15 protein-coding genes and 1 tRNA gene are annotated in these 15,424 nt (G+C 55.4%); 2 read left to right on the top strand and 14 right to left on the bottom strand.

Translation table 11 applies throughout. From position 1 onward, the window contains the following. Positions 1-85: 85 nt before the first annotated feature. Both ACXAD0_RS06770 and ACXAD0_RS06765 read right to left on the bottom strand, forming a co-directional pair. Positions 86-421, bottom strand: a complete 336-nt coding sequence (locus ACXAD0_RS06770) for a hypothetical protein (RefSeq protein ID WP_475087609.1) — start codon at positions 419-421, stop codon at positions 86-88. Next, complete coding sequence (locus ACXAD0_RS06765) at positions 411-1,367, bottom strand: hypothetical protein (protein ID WP_475087608.1); 957 nt, start codon at positions 1,365-1,367, stop codon at positions 411-413. The genes ACXAD0_RS06770 and ACXAD0_RS06765 overlap by 11 nt, the downstream gene beginning before the upstream one ends. Before the next feature lie 790 nt (positions 1,368-2,157). Between ACXAD0_RS06765 and ACXAD0_RS06760 the strand changes: the two genes are divergently transcribed. Continuing rightward, a complete protein-coding gene (locus ACXAD0_RS06760; RefSeq protein ID WP_475087607.1) occupies positions 2,158-2,361 on the top strand; it encodes a helix-turn-helix transcriptional regulator in 204 nt (67 codons plus the stop codon). Between the two features lie 15 nt (positions 2,362-2,376). Here the strand turns inward: ACXAD0_RS06760 and ACXAD0_RS06755 are convergent, their stop codons facing one another. The 9 genes from ACXAD0_RS06755 to rlmE all read right to left on the bottom strand — a co-directional run bounded on the left by ACXAD0_RS06755 (position 2,377) and on the right by rlmE (position 11,288). Then, the gene (locus tag ACXAD0_RS06755; protein ID WP_475087606.1) at positions 2,377-3,303 is read right to left on the bottom strand and encodes a competence protein CoiA family protein; all 927 of its coding nucleotides are present in this window, start codon (positions 3,301-3,303) and stop codon (positions 2,377-2,379) included. Between the two features lie 47 nt (positions 3,304-3,350). Further along, complete coding sequence (locus tag ACXAD0_RS06750; protein WP_475087605.1) at positions 3,351-4,595, bottom strand: tyrosine-type recombinase/integrase; 1,245 nt, start codon at positions 4,593-4,595, stop codon at positions 3,351-3,353. A gap of 193 nt (positions 4,596-4,788) precedes the next feature. Beyond that, a tRNA-Leu gene (locus ACXAD0_RS06745) sits at positions 4,789-4,874 on the bottom strand. A gap of 10 nt (positions 4,875-4,884) precedes the next feature. Then, positions 4,885-5,280: a preprotein translocase subunit SecG gene (secG, locus tag ACXAD0_RS06740; RefSeq protein WP_475087604.1), complete on the bottom strand. Its 396-nt coding sequence runs from the start codon at positions 5,278-5,280 to the stop codon at positions 4,885-4,887. A gap of 43 nt (positions 5,281-5,323) precedes the next feature. Then, complete coding sequence (tpiA, locus tag ACXAD0_RS06735) at positions 5,324-6,061, bottom strand: triose-phosphate isomerase (RefSeq protein WP_475087603.1); 738 nt, start codon at positions 6,059-6,061, stop codon at positions 5,324-5,326. Between the two features lie 113 nt (positions 6,062-6,174). Next, complete coding sequence (glmM, locus tag ACXAD0_RS06730; protein WP_475087602.1) at positions 6,175-7,527, bottom strand: phosphoglucosamine mutase; 1,353 nt, start codon at positions 7,525-7,527, stop codon at positions 6,175-6,177. A gap of 47 nt (positions 7,528-7,574) precedes the next feature. Next, on the bottom strand, positions 7,575-8,447 hold the full coding sequence (folP, locus tag ACXAD0_RS06725) for a dihydropteroate synthase (protein WP_475087601.1): 873 nt from the start codon (positions 8,445-8,447) through the stop codon (positions 7,575-7,577). Positions 8,448-8,519: 72 nt separating this feature from the next. Next, the gene (gene ftsH / locus ACXAD0_RS06720) at positions 8,520-10,442 is read right to left on the bottom strand and encodes an ATP-dependent zinc metalloprotease FtsH (RefSeq protein ID WP_475090327.1); all 1,923 of its coding nucleotides are present in this window, start codon (positions 10,440-10,442) and stop codon (positions 8,520-8,522) included. 222 nt (positions 10,443-10,664) lie between these two features. Continuing rightward, positions 10,665-11,288, bottom strand: a complete 624-nt coding sequence (gene rlmE, locus ACXAD0_RS06715) for a 23S rRNA (uridine(2552)-2'-O)-methyltransferase RlmE (protein WP_475087600.1) — start codon at positions 11,286-11,288, stop codon at positions 10,665-10,667. Between the two features lie 197 nt (positions 11,289-11,485). Between rlmE and ACXAD0_RS06710 the strand changes: the two genes are divergently transcribed. Beyond that, complete coding sequence (locus ACXAD0_RS06710; RefSeq protein WP_475087599.1) at positions 11,486-11,788, top strand: YhbY family RNA-binding protein; 303 nt, start codon at positions 11,486-11,488, stop codon at positions 11,786-11,788. A gap of 42 nt (positions 11,789-11,830) precedes the next feature. Here the strand turns inward: ACXAD0_RS06710 and ACXAD0_RS06705 are convergent, their stop codons facing one another. The 3 genes from ACXAD0_RS06705 to pntB form a co-directional block, all read right to left on the bottom strand. Beyond that, the gene (locus tag ACXAD0_RS06705; protein WP_475087598.1) at positions 11,831-12,229 is read right to left on the bottom strand and encodes a hypothetical protein; all 399 of its coding nucleotides are present in this window, start codon (positions 12,227-12,229) and stop codon (positions 11,831-11,833) included. A 29-nt stretch (positions 12,230-12,258) separates the two neighbouring features. Beyond that, complete coding sequence (locus ACXAD0_RS06700; RefSeq protein WP_475087597.1) at positions 12,259-13,872, bottom strand: S41 family peptidase; 1,614 nt, start codon at positions 13,870-13,872, stop codon at positions 12,259-12,261. A 150-nt stretch (positions 13,873-14,022) separates the two neighbouring features. After that, positions 14,023-15,414, bottom strand: coding sequence for a Re/Si-specific NAD(P)(+) transhydrogenase subunit beta (gene pntB / locus ACXAD0_RS06695; protein ID WP_475087596.1), 1,392 nt, complete (start codon positions 15,412-15,414; stop codon positions 14,023-14,025). Positions 15,415-15,424 lie beyond the last annotated feature (10 nt).

Here is a 15,424-nt window from a genome sequence, read left to right as displayed (position 1 = left end):
CGGAGATATCGTTTGGTTTTGCAGGAGAACTCAGGAGCTCTTAGGAGACGGCAAGCTGATAACGCCAATTCGCTCAGGAAACTATTCAGGCTTCGGGTACCACTATCTCTAAGACACCTTCCTTAAACGTCCACCCCACATAGTAGTCATAGATGTTTCGAGCGACCGTTTTGTAAACATATGCAGTACCCTCTTTGTATTCACGGTCGAGATATGCCCATAGCCACTCAAGGTGCTCACGCTCCCAGGCTGCAGGACGAACATGGTATTCGTCGAATATTTTTCTTGCGACTCTAGTCATTAGCTTTGCGCGAGCCTGGAGAGTTTTACGGCGCACCGCCCTGTGGCGGACAATGGAATTCGGCTTAAACATTTCTGCGATATCTCGCTGCACGTCTCGAAACGATGCTTTATTTTTCACGCTTCGCCTCCACGTAACTACCAATGTATACATTAAGGATCGATTCGCGACTGTGCCCTAACTCGGCACTTATTATTGCGCGAGCACGCCGGTCCTCTTCTTCACTCGGTAGAGCATGGCCATAAGCGAGACAATTTACAGGGCTGTAGCATCCGGTAATTTCCAAATATCTACGTGCTGCGTACTCGTGGCGCAGTCCATGAATCGTTATGCCATATCTGGCTTCTAACAGTGGCAGCAGCTTACTTTGAACCTGTTTTCGAAAGACGTTGAGTCCCATGTCATCTGGGATAATTGAAAACCTCTCACCCACATAAGGAAGGCACCCTTCCAAGACATGGAGACCCAGGCGCTGTACAGGAATCAACCGTGAAACATATTTTCCGCGACCCGACTTCGTGCCATAGATAACATCAATATTTCCCGATGCTTTACACTCTTTCAAAGCACCGTGGATATCGATCGAGATGGCCTCTCTGAGCCTCAGTCCAAATACTGTCATGAGTGACAAAATCGAAAACATTCGGCCAGGCAGGTCACCACGTAGTTGCTCAAGCAGCGTTTCCGGCTCTATATACTGATGTGGTTCTTTACGGACATTCTTCCTGCGGGTTCCCGTAGATTTTGAAGGACTTACAGATTTCCACTCACAAAAGGTCAGTGTCCTCATTACTGAATTAATTGCGGAAACTTTCGACTGGCATGTAGCCGCCGAATATTCTGTGGATAACTTCTGGCCGTAACCCACAAGGTGTCGCGTTTCATAGTCGTTGATGTCGCACAAATTGTGCTCTGCACGCATATAGTCCGCAAACTGCGAAAACCACAATTCATAGTCATTTGCAGTTTTACTACTAACTTCTCTATTCCTATAACGTGACCGTAATGCCGAGCGCGCAGCGCGCTTTGGGCTCCGCCCCCAGCCTCGATTTTTTCCCTTGCTCATTGAAAGCTCCCGTTTTCTTGATCTCAAAGATGTCGCACGGAGGCCAATTTGGTCAGTGTTTTCTCCGCAATCTGCGAATGCCAGACCGTGCGATGAGTGCTCCGAGAATGACTTCGGAGAAAGAAATCGCGCGTATATACGCCACGCGAGAATGGACCGAGCAGGTTTTTGTTGCTGGCTAGGCAACCTGCTCAACTGGATAGCCGATGAGTTTATTTTGATCAATGCTCATTGTCGCGAGCTACGGTCGGCATGCACATGCATGCCGTTTAACAGAGTTTAATGGTGACTGCTTGTGGAAATTATTCCTGATAGCCTCGCCACTCGTGAGATTTAACCTCTAATAAAAAAAACGTTTATGTCGGAATTTCTTATAGCCATGTGCACCAGGTAGGTCAACACCACTGCGTAAGAATGGTCTCAGCGGCCCCTGCCCAGAGGGCACTCCGCGCAAATGGGAAGTGATCTAGTGAGTTTTGAAAACGAGCAACCAACAAAGAATTTTTTCATTAACTGAGAAGTATTTATTGCCCCCACCGTGAGAGAACCCCAGGCAGCCCTCGCTCGAATACAACGGGGGTTTTCAAATTTTCTAGTTATGGCACGATGTTGATCATCCCCACGCTACTCTGTAGTACAGCGCATTCAGAGAAGACGAGGTTGCGTTTTGGATCCGAGGGTTCAAGATAAGTGGGTCTTCCCCGGACATAAGTTGCCGGGCTATGAACCGGGAAAAGCGAATCAGACCTAGTCGATTCAGCCAAACTTCTAATTACGAGATATATATCCGATGGAAACAGAGTACAGATTACTCCGATTGAAAGAAGTCCTGCAGATAGTCCCCATCTCCAGAACGACCTGGTACACCATGATCCAGAACGGGAAAGCTCCAGCTCCCGTTAAAATTGGTAGTCGGACTGCGGCATGGCGCTCTGATGAAATTCAGACATTTCTGAATGATCTTTGTGAAAAATCCCATTCAAAGCGTGAATGACTTGACCCATATTTTTTAACGATGGCAGTAGGGGCAATGTTCCACTACATACTGGCGCTTGCATTGAATACAACATCGTGTATGGAGGATCTGGGAAGCCTCTAATTTTCGACGACCTGATTCAGAAGCATCATTTTCACCTAGCTTGCTCATGATAGGACCGACTGAAACGCTCCGCCCCAATCTGCCGACATCACCTACCATTACAGACCTCGATTTTCGACCAATTGGTCTCACAGTCGCCGCCTGATCTATTTTCTCTTTCTTCTGAGCATCTAAGGCTTTAGTAGCGTCAGCAATTTTTTTCAGTTCTCTTACATGGTAGAGCCACCGCTTCCCGGACAACCCTTGATATATCAATGAAATTAATACGTGTTTGAAACCGCGTCCTTTGATTTCTCCCTTATCATATATCTCCTTGAAGCCAGCTAGATTAAGGGCTATGTGCCCACTGATATCCTCTGGATAGCTATCTAGTTTCGCACCAAATCTTTTTGAGTGTTCGATATCAAGCAACATTCCAAAATTTCTGATCTTCGCAATCAAGCTATAAGGGCCGTTGAACTCTTTAACACTCTCTATCGTGGGTGAAGAAGGCCTGGTTATTATTATCGATTCATTCGGGATCTGCGAAGCAGAGTCAGTAAAAATTGGCTTCACATAGTACGGGAGCGCGAAAGAGGCATTTTGAGTATCAAGAAGTATTTGTCTGGTCATTTGTGCACAAACAGCTTCGAACGAAAGATCACAGTCTTTCTGCGCTTCATCCGACGCACGACAGTCGTGTGCAAAATGCCACGTATTCTTTTCTCCACGCCTTGCAACTAGTGATAGCCCACACGACGGGCAAACACAGTCGCACGCACGTCCACGAGGTACATCCTCCACATCCACGAGCAGTCCGGTTTTGAGGTCTTTCCCAAATGGGATTAACGTACTCACAGAGATTATTTCCCCCCTCTATTGATAAATTGGGCTCATCAGCCGACTCAATCAATACTCGAAGAAGTGTGTCTCATAGCGGAATTTTCAACCCTCTTCTTTAACGCCTCCAGATAATCAGCCCAGACCTGCATCATCTCAGTGCGCTGTGATATGTGCCGAGTGCGATTGTACGCTCGCCCTAATGGGTCACGTACGGTATGGGCGAGCTGTTGCTCGATCAGATCGACTCGACACTCGAGTTCCTCATCTAAAAGTGTTCTGGCCATCGCACGAAAACCATGGGGAGTCATGACCTCATTGGGGTAACCCATGCTACGTAGCGCAGTCCGCACCGCGTTTTCGGACATTGGTCGACTTCCACCACGCGAAGAGGGGAATACATACAGACCTCTGCCCGTAAGCAAGAATAACTCTTTGAATATCGATGTAGCCTGAGAGCTTAGAGGGATAATATGGGCCTCTGCGGACTTCATGCGCGCACCAGGGATTTCTATCCGACTCTTATCCCAGTCAAAGTCGGCCCATTGCAAGTTACGAAGCTCACCGGGCCGGCAAAACAGTAGCGGCGATAGTTTCAGCGCCGCTTCCACGACAGCGGTTCCCTGATATGAATCGATAGCGACCAACAGTCGTCCAGCTTCCTCAGGGTCAGTAATGGCAGCCATATGACGGACCGATGGAGACTTCAGGGCTCCGGCAAGATCTGATGAAGGGTCACGCTCTGCGCGGCCGGTCATGACCCCGAACCGGAAGACCTGGCTCGCCACCCTGCGGGTGCGATGAGCGAGCTCCAGATGACCTCGCGCCTCAATTTTTCGGAGAACCTGAAGTAGCTCGAAAGGCGTTATGTCACTCACTTCACGCGAGCCAATAAATGGAAAGAGATCGCGCTCTAGTGCTCTCCAGGTGCGGGATTTGTGACTGCTCGACTTACCCTCCATTACAGTGGAGTACCATTCTTTTCCCAAGCTTTCGAATGAGCATTCCGGGTCGATCGATTCGCCCTCAGCGGCAAGCGCTGATCGCTGCTCCTGGTAGTGCTTTACAGGATCGATACCTTCGCGAAGTAGGAGCTTGGCCTCATCGCGCTTGTCCCGGGCAGACTTCAAACTGACGGTAGGGAATGGCCCAATGGCGAGCATCCGCTCTTTACCACGGAATCGATACTTCATGCGCCAATGCTTTTGCCCAGACTTCTTCACCAGAAGATAGAGGTTGCCGCCGTCACTCAGCCTGTAATCTTTTTCACGCGGTGTGCAGTTCTTAACCTCAGTGAACGCTAAAGCCATACGCCTACTCCATGTGAAGTGGGGGTACGGGGAGAGTCTAAATTGGCATTTGCGCAGGCCATACCCCCATCCGTACCCCCAAAGCATGTTGATACAGACGAATATAGCGGGACTTTGACGGGAGAGTCAAAAACGCGAAAGCCCCGCAATGCGGGGCTTTCGGGAAGATACCGGCGAACGCCGGCTTTCAATGTGGTGCCCAGGGCGGGACTTGAACCCGCACGAGCATAGCTCACTACCCCCTCAAGATAGCGTGTCTACCAATTCCACCACCTGGGCTAATAAATCGTTACTGGGGAGCGTCCTCTTCAGGCGCTTCGTCCTCAACAGAAGGCACTTCACCTGCGCCACCTTCGAGCTGCGGGACATCACCCGCCTCACTGTCTACCTGAGGCAGCTGCTCTTCGACCATCGCAGGAATCTGCGGCAAGTCAGCATCGACGGACGTATCCGACTTTTGCTTGGCCAGCAGGGCCAAACCGAAGCTGGTGACAAAGAACACAGTCGCCATAATGGCAGTCAGGCGCGAAAAGAAGTTGCCACTACCCTGGCTGCCAAACACAGTCTGGGAAGCACCCGCCCCGAAAGAAGCGCCGGCCTCTGCACCTTTACCCTGCTGCAACAGGATCAGGCCAATGATGCTCAGAGCAGTCAGGACATGTAAGACTAAAACCAACTTTTCCATTGTTCTGGAAACCCACTATCGGGCCAACGGCCCTTCTCAAATTTTACGCTTTGCCAGCACGACAGATGGCTGCAAACTCCGTAGCCTTCAACGATGCGCCACCAACAAGGGCCCCATCGATATCGGGCTGGGTAAACAATGCTTCGGCGTTGTCTGCCTTCACACTGCCACCGTATAACAGCTGAACTTGATCGCCATCTTCACCCAAAGACTCGCGAATAAAGCGATGCACCTCTTGGGCCTGTTCGGGGCTGGCGGTCTTGCCGGTTCCGATTGCCCATACGGGCTCATAGGCAACCACTGCGTTCTGCCACGCCTCAGCGCCCGCAAGTCGAGCCACTGCTGCAATTTGCGCACCGACGATATCTAGGGTACGCCCCTGCCCCCGCTCCTCGAGGCTCTCACCCACGCAAAGGATCGGCAACAGACCTGCCGCTTTCGCGGCGACAAACTTTTCTGCCACCAGCTCGCTGCTCTCACCATAGAGGCTGCGTCGCTCTGAGTGGCCGACGATGACGTATTTTACGCCAAAATCCTGCAACATGCTTGCTGCAACTTCGCCGGTAAAAGCCCCCGAGGGCTCCTGGCTCAGATTCTGAGCGCCCAGCGACACCGAAGACGTGCCCGCGATATGATCCGCTACGACCCCGAGATACGGGAACGGCGGACAAATCACCACCTCTGCGATTACCCTCTGAAGGTCAAATTCCGAAAAAAAGGCGTCGACAAAGCTGCGACTACCGTTCATTTTCCAGTTGGCTGCTACCAAATGCTTTCGCATGCGTGCTCCTTCAAGGGGCGCAAATCTTAGCGACATTGCCCGCAACATACAACCTCAATTGAATGGCAAACGGCAAGTTTTTTGTCGCTGGTAAATCCAGTGTTTCTGGCCGATCAGCGGTTACCGACCCTCTCAACAACGGCAGCGATATCCGCCGCAAGTTGCTGTACCTGACCGCCATCTTCTCCCTCGACCATAACGCGGATCAGGGGCTCAGTACCAGAGGGGCGCAGCAGTACCCGTCCACGATCTGCCAGCACCTGCTCGGCCTGTGCAACGGCGGCGACAACATCCTGATCGTCCAGCACTCCGTCCCTGTGGGCCAGCCGCACGTTAATCATGTGCTGCGGGTACATGGTCATACGTTGCAGCAGGGTGTGCAGGGACTCGCCGAAATCCGCAATCGCACGTAACGCCTGTAGAGCGGACACGATCCCATCACCGGTGGTGGTCGCATCGGCGCAGATAATGTGCCCGGAAGATTCGCCACCCAGGCTCCAGCCGCGCGCATGCATCTTCTCCAGCACATAGCGATCGCCGACCTTGGCCCGCTCGAAGGGGATACCCAGGTCGCGCAACGCCAACTCGAAGCCATAGTTGCTCATCTGAGTGCCCACGACCCCATTGCAGCCGCCGCGAAACTGATGCCGGTGCAACGCGATAATAAATAGAAGCTGATCACCGTCGACGAGCGAGCCATCGCGGTCCACAAACAGGACGCGGTCACCATCGCCGTCAAAGGCGATACCCAGATCCGCCGCATGTTCCAGCACGGCCGCCTGCAGCTTCTGCGGACTGGTCGACCCACACTCCAGATTGATGTTGTGACCATCGGGACTGACACCCAGCGGTATCACATCCGCACCCAGTTCCCGAAAGACTTTCGGCGCGATGTGGTATGTGGCCCCGTTGGAGCAATCGACAGCGACTTTCATGCCATCCAGAGTGAACCCCCAGGGCGTCGATGCCTTGCAGAACTCGATATAGCGCGCCGCCGCATCATCAATTCGCCATGCCTTGCCGAGATCCTCGGCGGTCGACATGGGCGCATCCAACGCGGCCTCAATCTCGAGCTCGACATCATCAGGCAGCTTGCTGCCGTCCGCACTGAAAAACTTGATGCCGTTATCCTGATACGGGTTGTGTGAGGCACTAATCACAATCCCCGCCTGGGCATGAAAAGTTCGCGTCAAATACGCGATCGCCGGCGTTGGCATTGGCCCCAGCAACCCCACGTCCACCCCGGCATTGATCAGGCCAGCCTCGAGGGCCGCCTCGAACATATAGCCGGAGATACGGGTGTCCTTGCCAATCAGGATGCTCGGGCGGCCGCCTCGGGCACTCTTGTATCGCTCACTCAGCACTTTTCCCGCCGCATAGCCCAGACGCAGCATGAACTCCGGGGTAATCGCGCCCTCGCCGACCCGTCCGCGAATGCCATCAGTGCCAAAGTACTTTCTAGCCATCAATCTCTATCTCTTTCATCGCGCCCTTTGCCGGACACTCAATCAAATTATGAACGGTCAACCAGCTGCTGCATGGTGAGGACATCGACGGTCGCTGCCACATCATGGACACGCAAAATCCGGGCACCACGCTGGGCGGCCAGCATCGCCAGCGCCAGACTGCCGGGCAGACGCTGGTCGACCTCTCTCCCCAGTAGTCGCCCAATCATGGACTTGCGGGACAATCCGGCGAGTACCGGGATCCCGTCTGGCGCCAAACGGTCGAGACCGCGCAACAGCGCCAGATTGTGGGTATCGTCCTTGCCAAAGCCGAAGCCTGGATCCCAAACCAACTGGTCGCGCGAGATGCCAGCAGCAACGCAGGCGATGGTTCTCTCTTCCAGATACGCGCTTACTTCGGCGACGACATCCCGGTACCGGGGTGCCTTCTGCATCGTGCCCGGCTCTCCCTGCATGTGCATCAGACACACTGGCAGCCCCGTCGCGGCAGCCGCTTCGAGAGCGCCAGCCCGGGTGAGAGCCCGCACATCATTAATCAGGCCGGCACCCGCCTGCGCTGCTGCCGCAATAACGCCAGGAGTACTGGTATCCACCGAAACAACCACATCCAGCTCTGCCGAAATCGCTTCCACCACCGGCACTACGCGGTCGAGCTCCTCGGCCTCCGTAACGGGCAAGGCACCGGGACGTGTGGATTCACCACCGATATCCAGGACTGCGGCGCCTTCCTCGACCATTTGCTGAGCACGGGCGAGCACCGCATCCCGGTTCAGGCGCCCCTCCCGGTAATAACTGCCACCATCGGAAAAAGAGTCGGGCGTGGTATTCAGCACCCCCATGACCAGCGGTTTTTCTAGGTCAAGAGTACGCGCCCCGCAGGTTAGCAGGGCGCGCGTGGACGTATTGGAAACGACTGCCATAGCTTTTCTATTACTTGTCGGGCCCATAAAAAAACCAGGGCGAACCCTGGTTTTATCCAGCCCAAATCGTGATCAGTGGCCGTTCAACGGACCACCCACAGGATTCCGCTCTTCGTTACCGGAGCTGGGCTCGTCGGGCTTTTCCACATCATCCACGGAACCACTGCCCCCGGAACCGTAGTTACTGTCGTGCCAGTCTTTTGGCGCACGCACCTTGCGGCGCGCCATCAGGTCATCGACCTGGTCAGAATCCAGGGTCTCATATTCCATCAGCGCATCTTTCATCGCCTCAAGGATATCCCGGTTTTCTTCCAGTAACTTGTGTGCACGGGTGTAGCATTCGTCGATGATCCGGCGAACCTCGGCATCGATATCGTTCGATGTCTGGCCAGAAACCGGATTGCCCGCACCCGGCTGCCCACTTTCGTCCTCGCCGTAGTGCAGCGGGCCCAGCTTCTCTGACAGGCCCCACTTGGTCACCATATTGCGCGCAAGATCGGTGGCACGCTCAATATCATTCGACGCGCCAGTGGTTACCCCATCAATGCCCAGCGTCATTTCTTCCGCAATTCGGCCGCCAAACAGCGAACACAGCTGCGACTCAATCGCGCGCTTGGACAGGCTGTATTTGTCCTCTTCCGGCAGGAACTGGGTGACCCCCAGTGCACGGCCGCGAGGAATAATGGTGACCTTATGCACCGGATCATGCTCTGGCACCAATCGACCAATAATGGCGTGTCCAGCCTCGTGATACGCGGTATTGGTCTTTTCCTTCTCATTCATGACCATGGACTTGCGCTCGGCACCCATCATGATCTTGTCGCGGGCGCGCTCAAACTCTTCCATGGTCACCATGCGGCGATTGGCGCGCGCAGCAAACAGCGCGGCCTCATTGACCAGGTTGGCCAGGTCCGCACCGGAGAAGCCGGGCGTGCCACGGGCGATTGTCTGCGCCGACACGTGCTCTTCGAGAGGCACTTTGCGCATATGTACCTTCAGGATCTGCTCGCGACCGCGGATATCCGGCAGCCCCACAAACACCTGTCGGTCGAAGCGACCCGGGCGCAGCAGCGCGTGGTCGAGCACATCCGGACGGTTGGTCGCGGCGATCACAATAACGCCTTCACTGCCCTCGAAACCGTCCATTTCCACCAGCAACTGGTTCAATGTCTGTTCACGCTCGTCGTGCCCGCCGCCGACACCGGCGCCGCGATGACGGCCGACCGCATCGATTTCATCGATAAAGATGATACAGGGCGCCTGCTTCTTGGCCTGCTCAAACATATCCCGGACGCGTGATGCACCGACACCGACGAACATCTCGACAAAGTCAGAACCAGAAATAGAGAAGAACGGTACTTTTGCCTCGCCGGCAATCGCCTTGGCCAGCAGGGTTTTACCGGTTCCGGGCGGTCCGGCCATCAAGACGCCGCGCGGGATATTGCCACCCAGGCGCTGGAACTTGGTTGGATCCCGCAGGAACTCCACCAGCTCCTGTACATCCTCTTTCGCTTCATCGACACCGGCGACATCGGCAAAGGTTGTTTTGATCTGATCCTCACCCAGCAGACGCGCCTTACTCTTACCAAATGCCATGGGGCCTGAGCGGCCACCGGCACCGCCCTGCATCTGGCGCATGAAAAACATGAAAACGGCAATAATGATCAGGATGGGGAAACTGGCGACCAGCAACTGCTGCCAGATACTGGGAGACTCAGGCTCACGACCGACAAACTGCACCCCGCCGCGCACCATTTCATTGGTGAGCTCGTCATCGATGATCTGGGGCTGAATGGTCTTGAAGCGCTTGCCGTCGGCACGCTCACCGGTAATCACGAGTCCGTCGACGACAACACTCTTTATCTGACCGGCCTGGACGTCCTGCACAAAGTCCGAATAGCTGAGGGATTCATCCCGGGTTTGCGGCTTGAAGTTCTGAAACACCATCAGCAGTACCGCCGCGATGATCAGCCACAGCACCAGGTTTTTCGCCATATCGTTCAAAGGGGGTTCCCTCTTGCGTTGTTTACCTTCCGGCAGGGCTGGCACTTATCGTCCCCAACCACCGCCCAGATCCTCGCGGTCATCCGTTCAGTATAGGCGTGACGCCCGCCGCCTCGACCAGCGAGGCATCGAGAATTCAATTAGACGCTTATACCACACCTGAAGGCCCCATGCCGCTGGCAAAGCGACGGCCTACAGGCTTGAGGCGATGCCTTAACCGCCCTTGTAGCCCCGCGCCACCACATACACTTCCCGGGAACGGGGCCGGGACGCGTCGGGCTTGCGTGTAACTACCGAACTGTAATTTGAGCGAAGATCGCGAATAAGCGCATCGAAACCCTCACCCTGAAAGACCTTCGCCACAAATGCGCCGCCAGGCTTGAGCACCTGACGTGCCATATCGACAGCCAGCTCCACCAGATACATGGAGGCGGGCTGATCGACGTCACGCACTCCACTCATATTGGGGGCCATATCGGAAATAACAAGGTCCGCCCTGGCCTCTCCCAGTTTTTCGAGTAACTGATTGAGCACGGCCTCCTCGGTGAAGTCTCCCTGGACAAAATCCACCCCCGCCAGCGGGTCCATGGGCAGGATATCCGAGGCCAGTACGCGTCCTTTATGACCTACCAGCTCAACAGCCACCTGCGACCACCCACCGGGAGCCGCTCCCAGATCCACTACCGTCATTCCCGGCTTGATCAGGCGGTCCTTCTTTTGCAGCTCCTGCAGCTTGTAGCTCGCCCGCGAACGGTAGCCATCTTTCTGCGACTGTTTGACATACTGGTCGTTGAAATGTTCACGCAGCCAGCGATGGCTGCTTTTCGATCTACCCATCAGTTACAATACTTCTTCAATTAACTGGAAGCAGCGCGCCGGCCCCAAGCCCACCCGCCGGTACTCACACCTACCATTGAGTACTATAGAGCCCATGGCCACATTGGCCGCGAGGTGCCAGCACCTGTTTGCCTTGCTGACAGCGCCGGAATGCTCCGGCGACCCCTCAAATGCCTCTAAAAAGGATGGAGTATTGTATGCCTTTAACCACCGAGCGTAAAAAGTCCCTGCGCACTCTCGGACACAACCTGAAACCTGTCGTGACCATTGCCGGCAAGGGACTGACTGAGGGAGTCCTCGAGGAGCTGAACCGGGCCCTGCAGGACCATGAGCTTATCAAGGTGAAATTGGTGGTGGCCGACCGCGACTTGCGCCGCCAGGTGGTTGTCGAGCTCTGCGAACAAAGTGGCGCAGAACTCGTGCAGGAAATTGGCAAGATTGCGCTGATCTATCGGGCCGCGGACAAACCCAACCCCCGCCTGTCCAATCTGCTGCGCTGATACACAGCGCCGTTCACCGGGCCTCGATGTTGTTTTCGATGCCTAGTTCGCGGGCCGACAGCTGACCCCGTTCAGGAGCCAGCGTCGCCCGGAATCCTCCCTCTGCAGCCAGCAGCGTGACTCCCCGTCGACAAACAGCCGGAAACGGGTCGGCAGCGACATCTCCCGACCGGCGAGTGGCCGCTGCTGCAAGTCCTGCTGTTGCCGACGCTCGACCACCAGCACACTGGACTCCGTCAGGGCATCTGCCGCCAATGGCACAGAGATACCGTGCATCGCCTCGCTGACAACCCGCTTCAGCTCCGACTGGCCCCGAACCAGGTTCTCCGCCGGCACCGCAGCGATAACGCCGGGCACCTCGCTGCCCAGCGCAGCCTGAACACCGCAGCCCGCCAGGAAAAACCCGCCGAGCATCGAAAGCCACTGTTTCCTTGCCATCATCCCCGCCTCTCCTTGAATTGACCCGCGGCTTAACGGCCGAACGGCACGCCAAGAATGCGGTTTTCGCGCGTGGGAGCCTTGTAAACCTGGGCTGGCGCGGCGCCCACGCTAGCTTCCGAAGTTGCCATCAGCGTACTTACCCCATCCCCACGGTAGGCCCGCACGCAGCTGCCACCCGCGATATAGCCAAGAGCCGTCGAAAAACGCGCTTCAAACTTGTCGCCAAGGCCACGACTGAAATCATCCGCGACCTGACAGCCAGTCACACCCGCACTGCCGACACCCCCGGGTACAAAACCATCAGAATACTCGCCAAAGCCTTTCGCATTGACGCCCTGAAACTGGATGGTGAAATACGTTGTGCCGCAATTGTCTGTCGGATAGAAGCCGTAGGGTTTACCACAAGTTTGCTCGCCAATCTGAACCACCTCGACGTCGACACCACGCAACCCATTGATTATGGCCTCGCTGGCCGAACAGGTGCTGGCGCCGGTTAAAACGATTACTCGGGCGAGATCAAGCGTCGGCAGCAATTGGCCACTGGGCAGCTCACCGAACCCGAGGGTGGTATCAAAGAACGGCATGGGGTCCAGTGGATCCCCCGTTACCGGGTTGGTGTTCGGGTATTTGTCATTGAACTGCATTTGCTCGAAGGTGCGACCCGCGGTGGGTGTCCGGCCTGCCACCATGTAAGCCAGCTGGCTGGCGATCGCCAGGTAACCACCACCGTTATAACGCAGGTCAATTACCAGCTCTTCGATATTTTCACCGGAGAGATATTCGACGGCCTCCTTGAGCTGCTTTTCTGCAGTGGCAATGTGGTCGTTGAACAACATATAGCCGACGCGGCGGCCCGCCTCATCAATCTCCACCGAAACCTGGCGAACCGGATCTACGACAACAGCATCCGCGGTCAGCACCAGGGTTGCCGTCGTCCCATCGGGATACTCCACATCAAAAGTGTGACGCTCGCCGGGCTGGGAGGGGAAGAAAGCCGCATTCAGCGTATCCACACCGGCCTGGGTGTTTACATTGACCGCATCAACACCGTCGACACCCAGAATGCGTGTGCCGCGCGGCGGCAGTCCACTAATGGAATCCGTTTCCGTGTAGGCGACCAGAATTTCCCGTGGCGCATAGGGCTCAAGAATGGCCCACTGCAGTCCATAGCCAACGGACACTCCGGACTGGGACTGCGCAATCCATTCATCGGTGGGCATCAGGAAATGAAAGTTGTCCTTGCGCGCCCCACTGTCTGTGAGTGCATTGGTTACCAGCAAATCGAAATATTCGTCCACCGCATAGGACGCAGGGTCCACATCCACAATCTCGCTGTACCAGAGGTATAACTCATCGCTCCAGGAGCGGAGCCAGAACTTCTCGTCCAGTGCCGAGCCCGCCACATCCAGGTAGTTCGAACCGGTGGCCGGATTCACGCCTGAACGGGGAGCCTCACAACGATTGGCAAACGTCTCTGAGGGTTGAAAGTTGCCCTCCTGCCAGGTCGGAGTCTGATACCCACCAGAGCCGCCTCCCAGTGAACCCGCACCGGCCGAACCTCCGCCAGAGCCACCGCCACAGCCCGACAGGGCTACCACTGATGCGACCAACAGGTGGCCAAGCTTTCCCCCCATAACGCGCATACCCTTCTCCAGAATTATTCGATTTATCTGGAACAGGAATGTAACACGGGAGTTCCGCAGTGCAACCGGTTGAGAAACGTACCCGAAAGGAAATGTGAAATGCGTTCGCCGGCCCTGCACAGGACCGGCGAAATTTGAAATGATGAGCGCTTAACTGGAGAGACCAGCTAGCACTTTCTGCAGACTATCCTTGGCATCACCGAACAACATACGGGCATTGTCCTTATAGAACAGGGGGTTTGCCACGCCCGCGTAACCGGAAGCCATGGATCGCTTCAAAATGACCACTTTACCGGATTTCCAACATTCCAGAACCGGCATGCCGGCAATCGGCGACCCGGGTTTTTCTACCGCGTCCGGGTTAACCGTATCGTTGGCGCCAATCACCAGAACCAGGTCGGTATCAGGGAAGTCATCATTGATCTCTTCCATCTCCAGCACGATGTCATAGGGGACATTCGCTTCGGCAAGCAGTACATTCATATGTCCGGGTAGACGACCTGCTACCGGGTGAATACCAAAACGTACCGTTTTGCCTTTGCGACGCAGCCGGTCGGTCAGGTCGCTCACTGCCTGCTGAGCGTGGGCGACCGCCATGCCGAAGCCCGGCACAATGATGACACTGTCAACAGTCTCCAGCTCTACCGCCAGATCGTCAGCGCTCATCGCGACGGCCTCGCCCTCAATTTCACCCTCGGCCACTTCACCACCATCAGAACCGAACCCACCAAGGATCACACTGATAAACGAGCGGTTCATACCGCGACACATGATGTAACTCAGAATCGCACCAGAAGAACCGACCAGGGCACCGACCACGATCAACAAATCGTTGCTCAACATAAATCCAGTAGCAGCCGCGGCCCAGCCGGAATAGCTGTTCAGCATGGAGATCACCACCGGCATATCTGCACCACCAATGGCAGCGATCAGATGAACACCGAGGAACAACGCGATACCCGTCATCACTAACAGATAGAACACGGTGCTAGCGCTGACCTCTCCGGGAACAAACCACGCACCCAGCAGTACACAGCCGAGGAGTGCAATCAGATTCAGCCAGTGGCGTGCCGGCAACATCAGAGGCTTACCGGAGATAAAGCCCTGCAATTTACCAAAGGCCACCAGAGAACCCGTCAGGGTAATTGCGCCAATAAAGATACCGAGATAAATCTCGACGTTATGCACAATATGCTCTGCACCGGTGAGCGAAATACGCGGATCAAGAAACCCGCCCCAGCCGATGAGGACCGCCGCGAGACCCACAAAGCTGTGCAGCAAAGCCACCATTTGCGGCATTTGGGTCATCTCGACGCGACTCGCCAGGAAGAGACCAATCACTGCGCCAATCACCATCGCCAGGGTCACGAGTCCGTAAGCCCCAGAAACAATGCCTGCCACGGTCGCAATGATGGCTACCGCCATGCCGACCATACCGTAGACATTACCGCGACGCGCAGTCTCGTGACTGGAAAGCCCACCGAGACTCAAAATAAACATGACCGCGGAAAAAAGATAAGCCATGGAAATCATACCGTTCATCATCTTTCTC

Source organism: Microbulbifer sp. ABF4_148, from assembly GCF_056158985.1.
The sequence above is the reverse complement of the archived record's forward strand: the minus strand, read 5'-3'. Positions and strand labels throughout refer to the sequence as shown.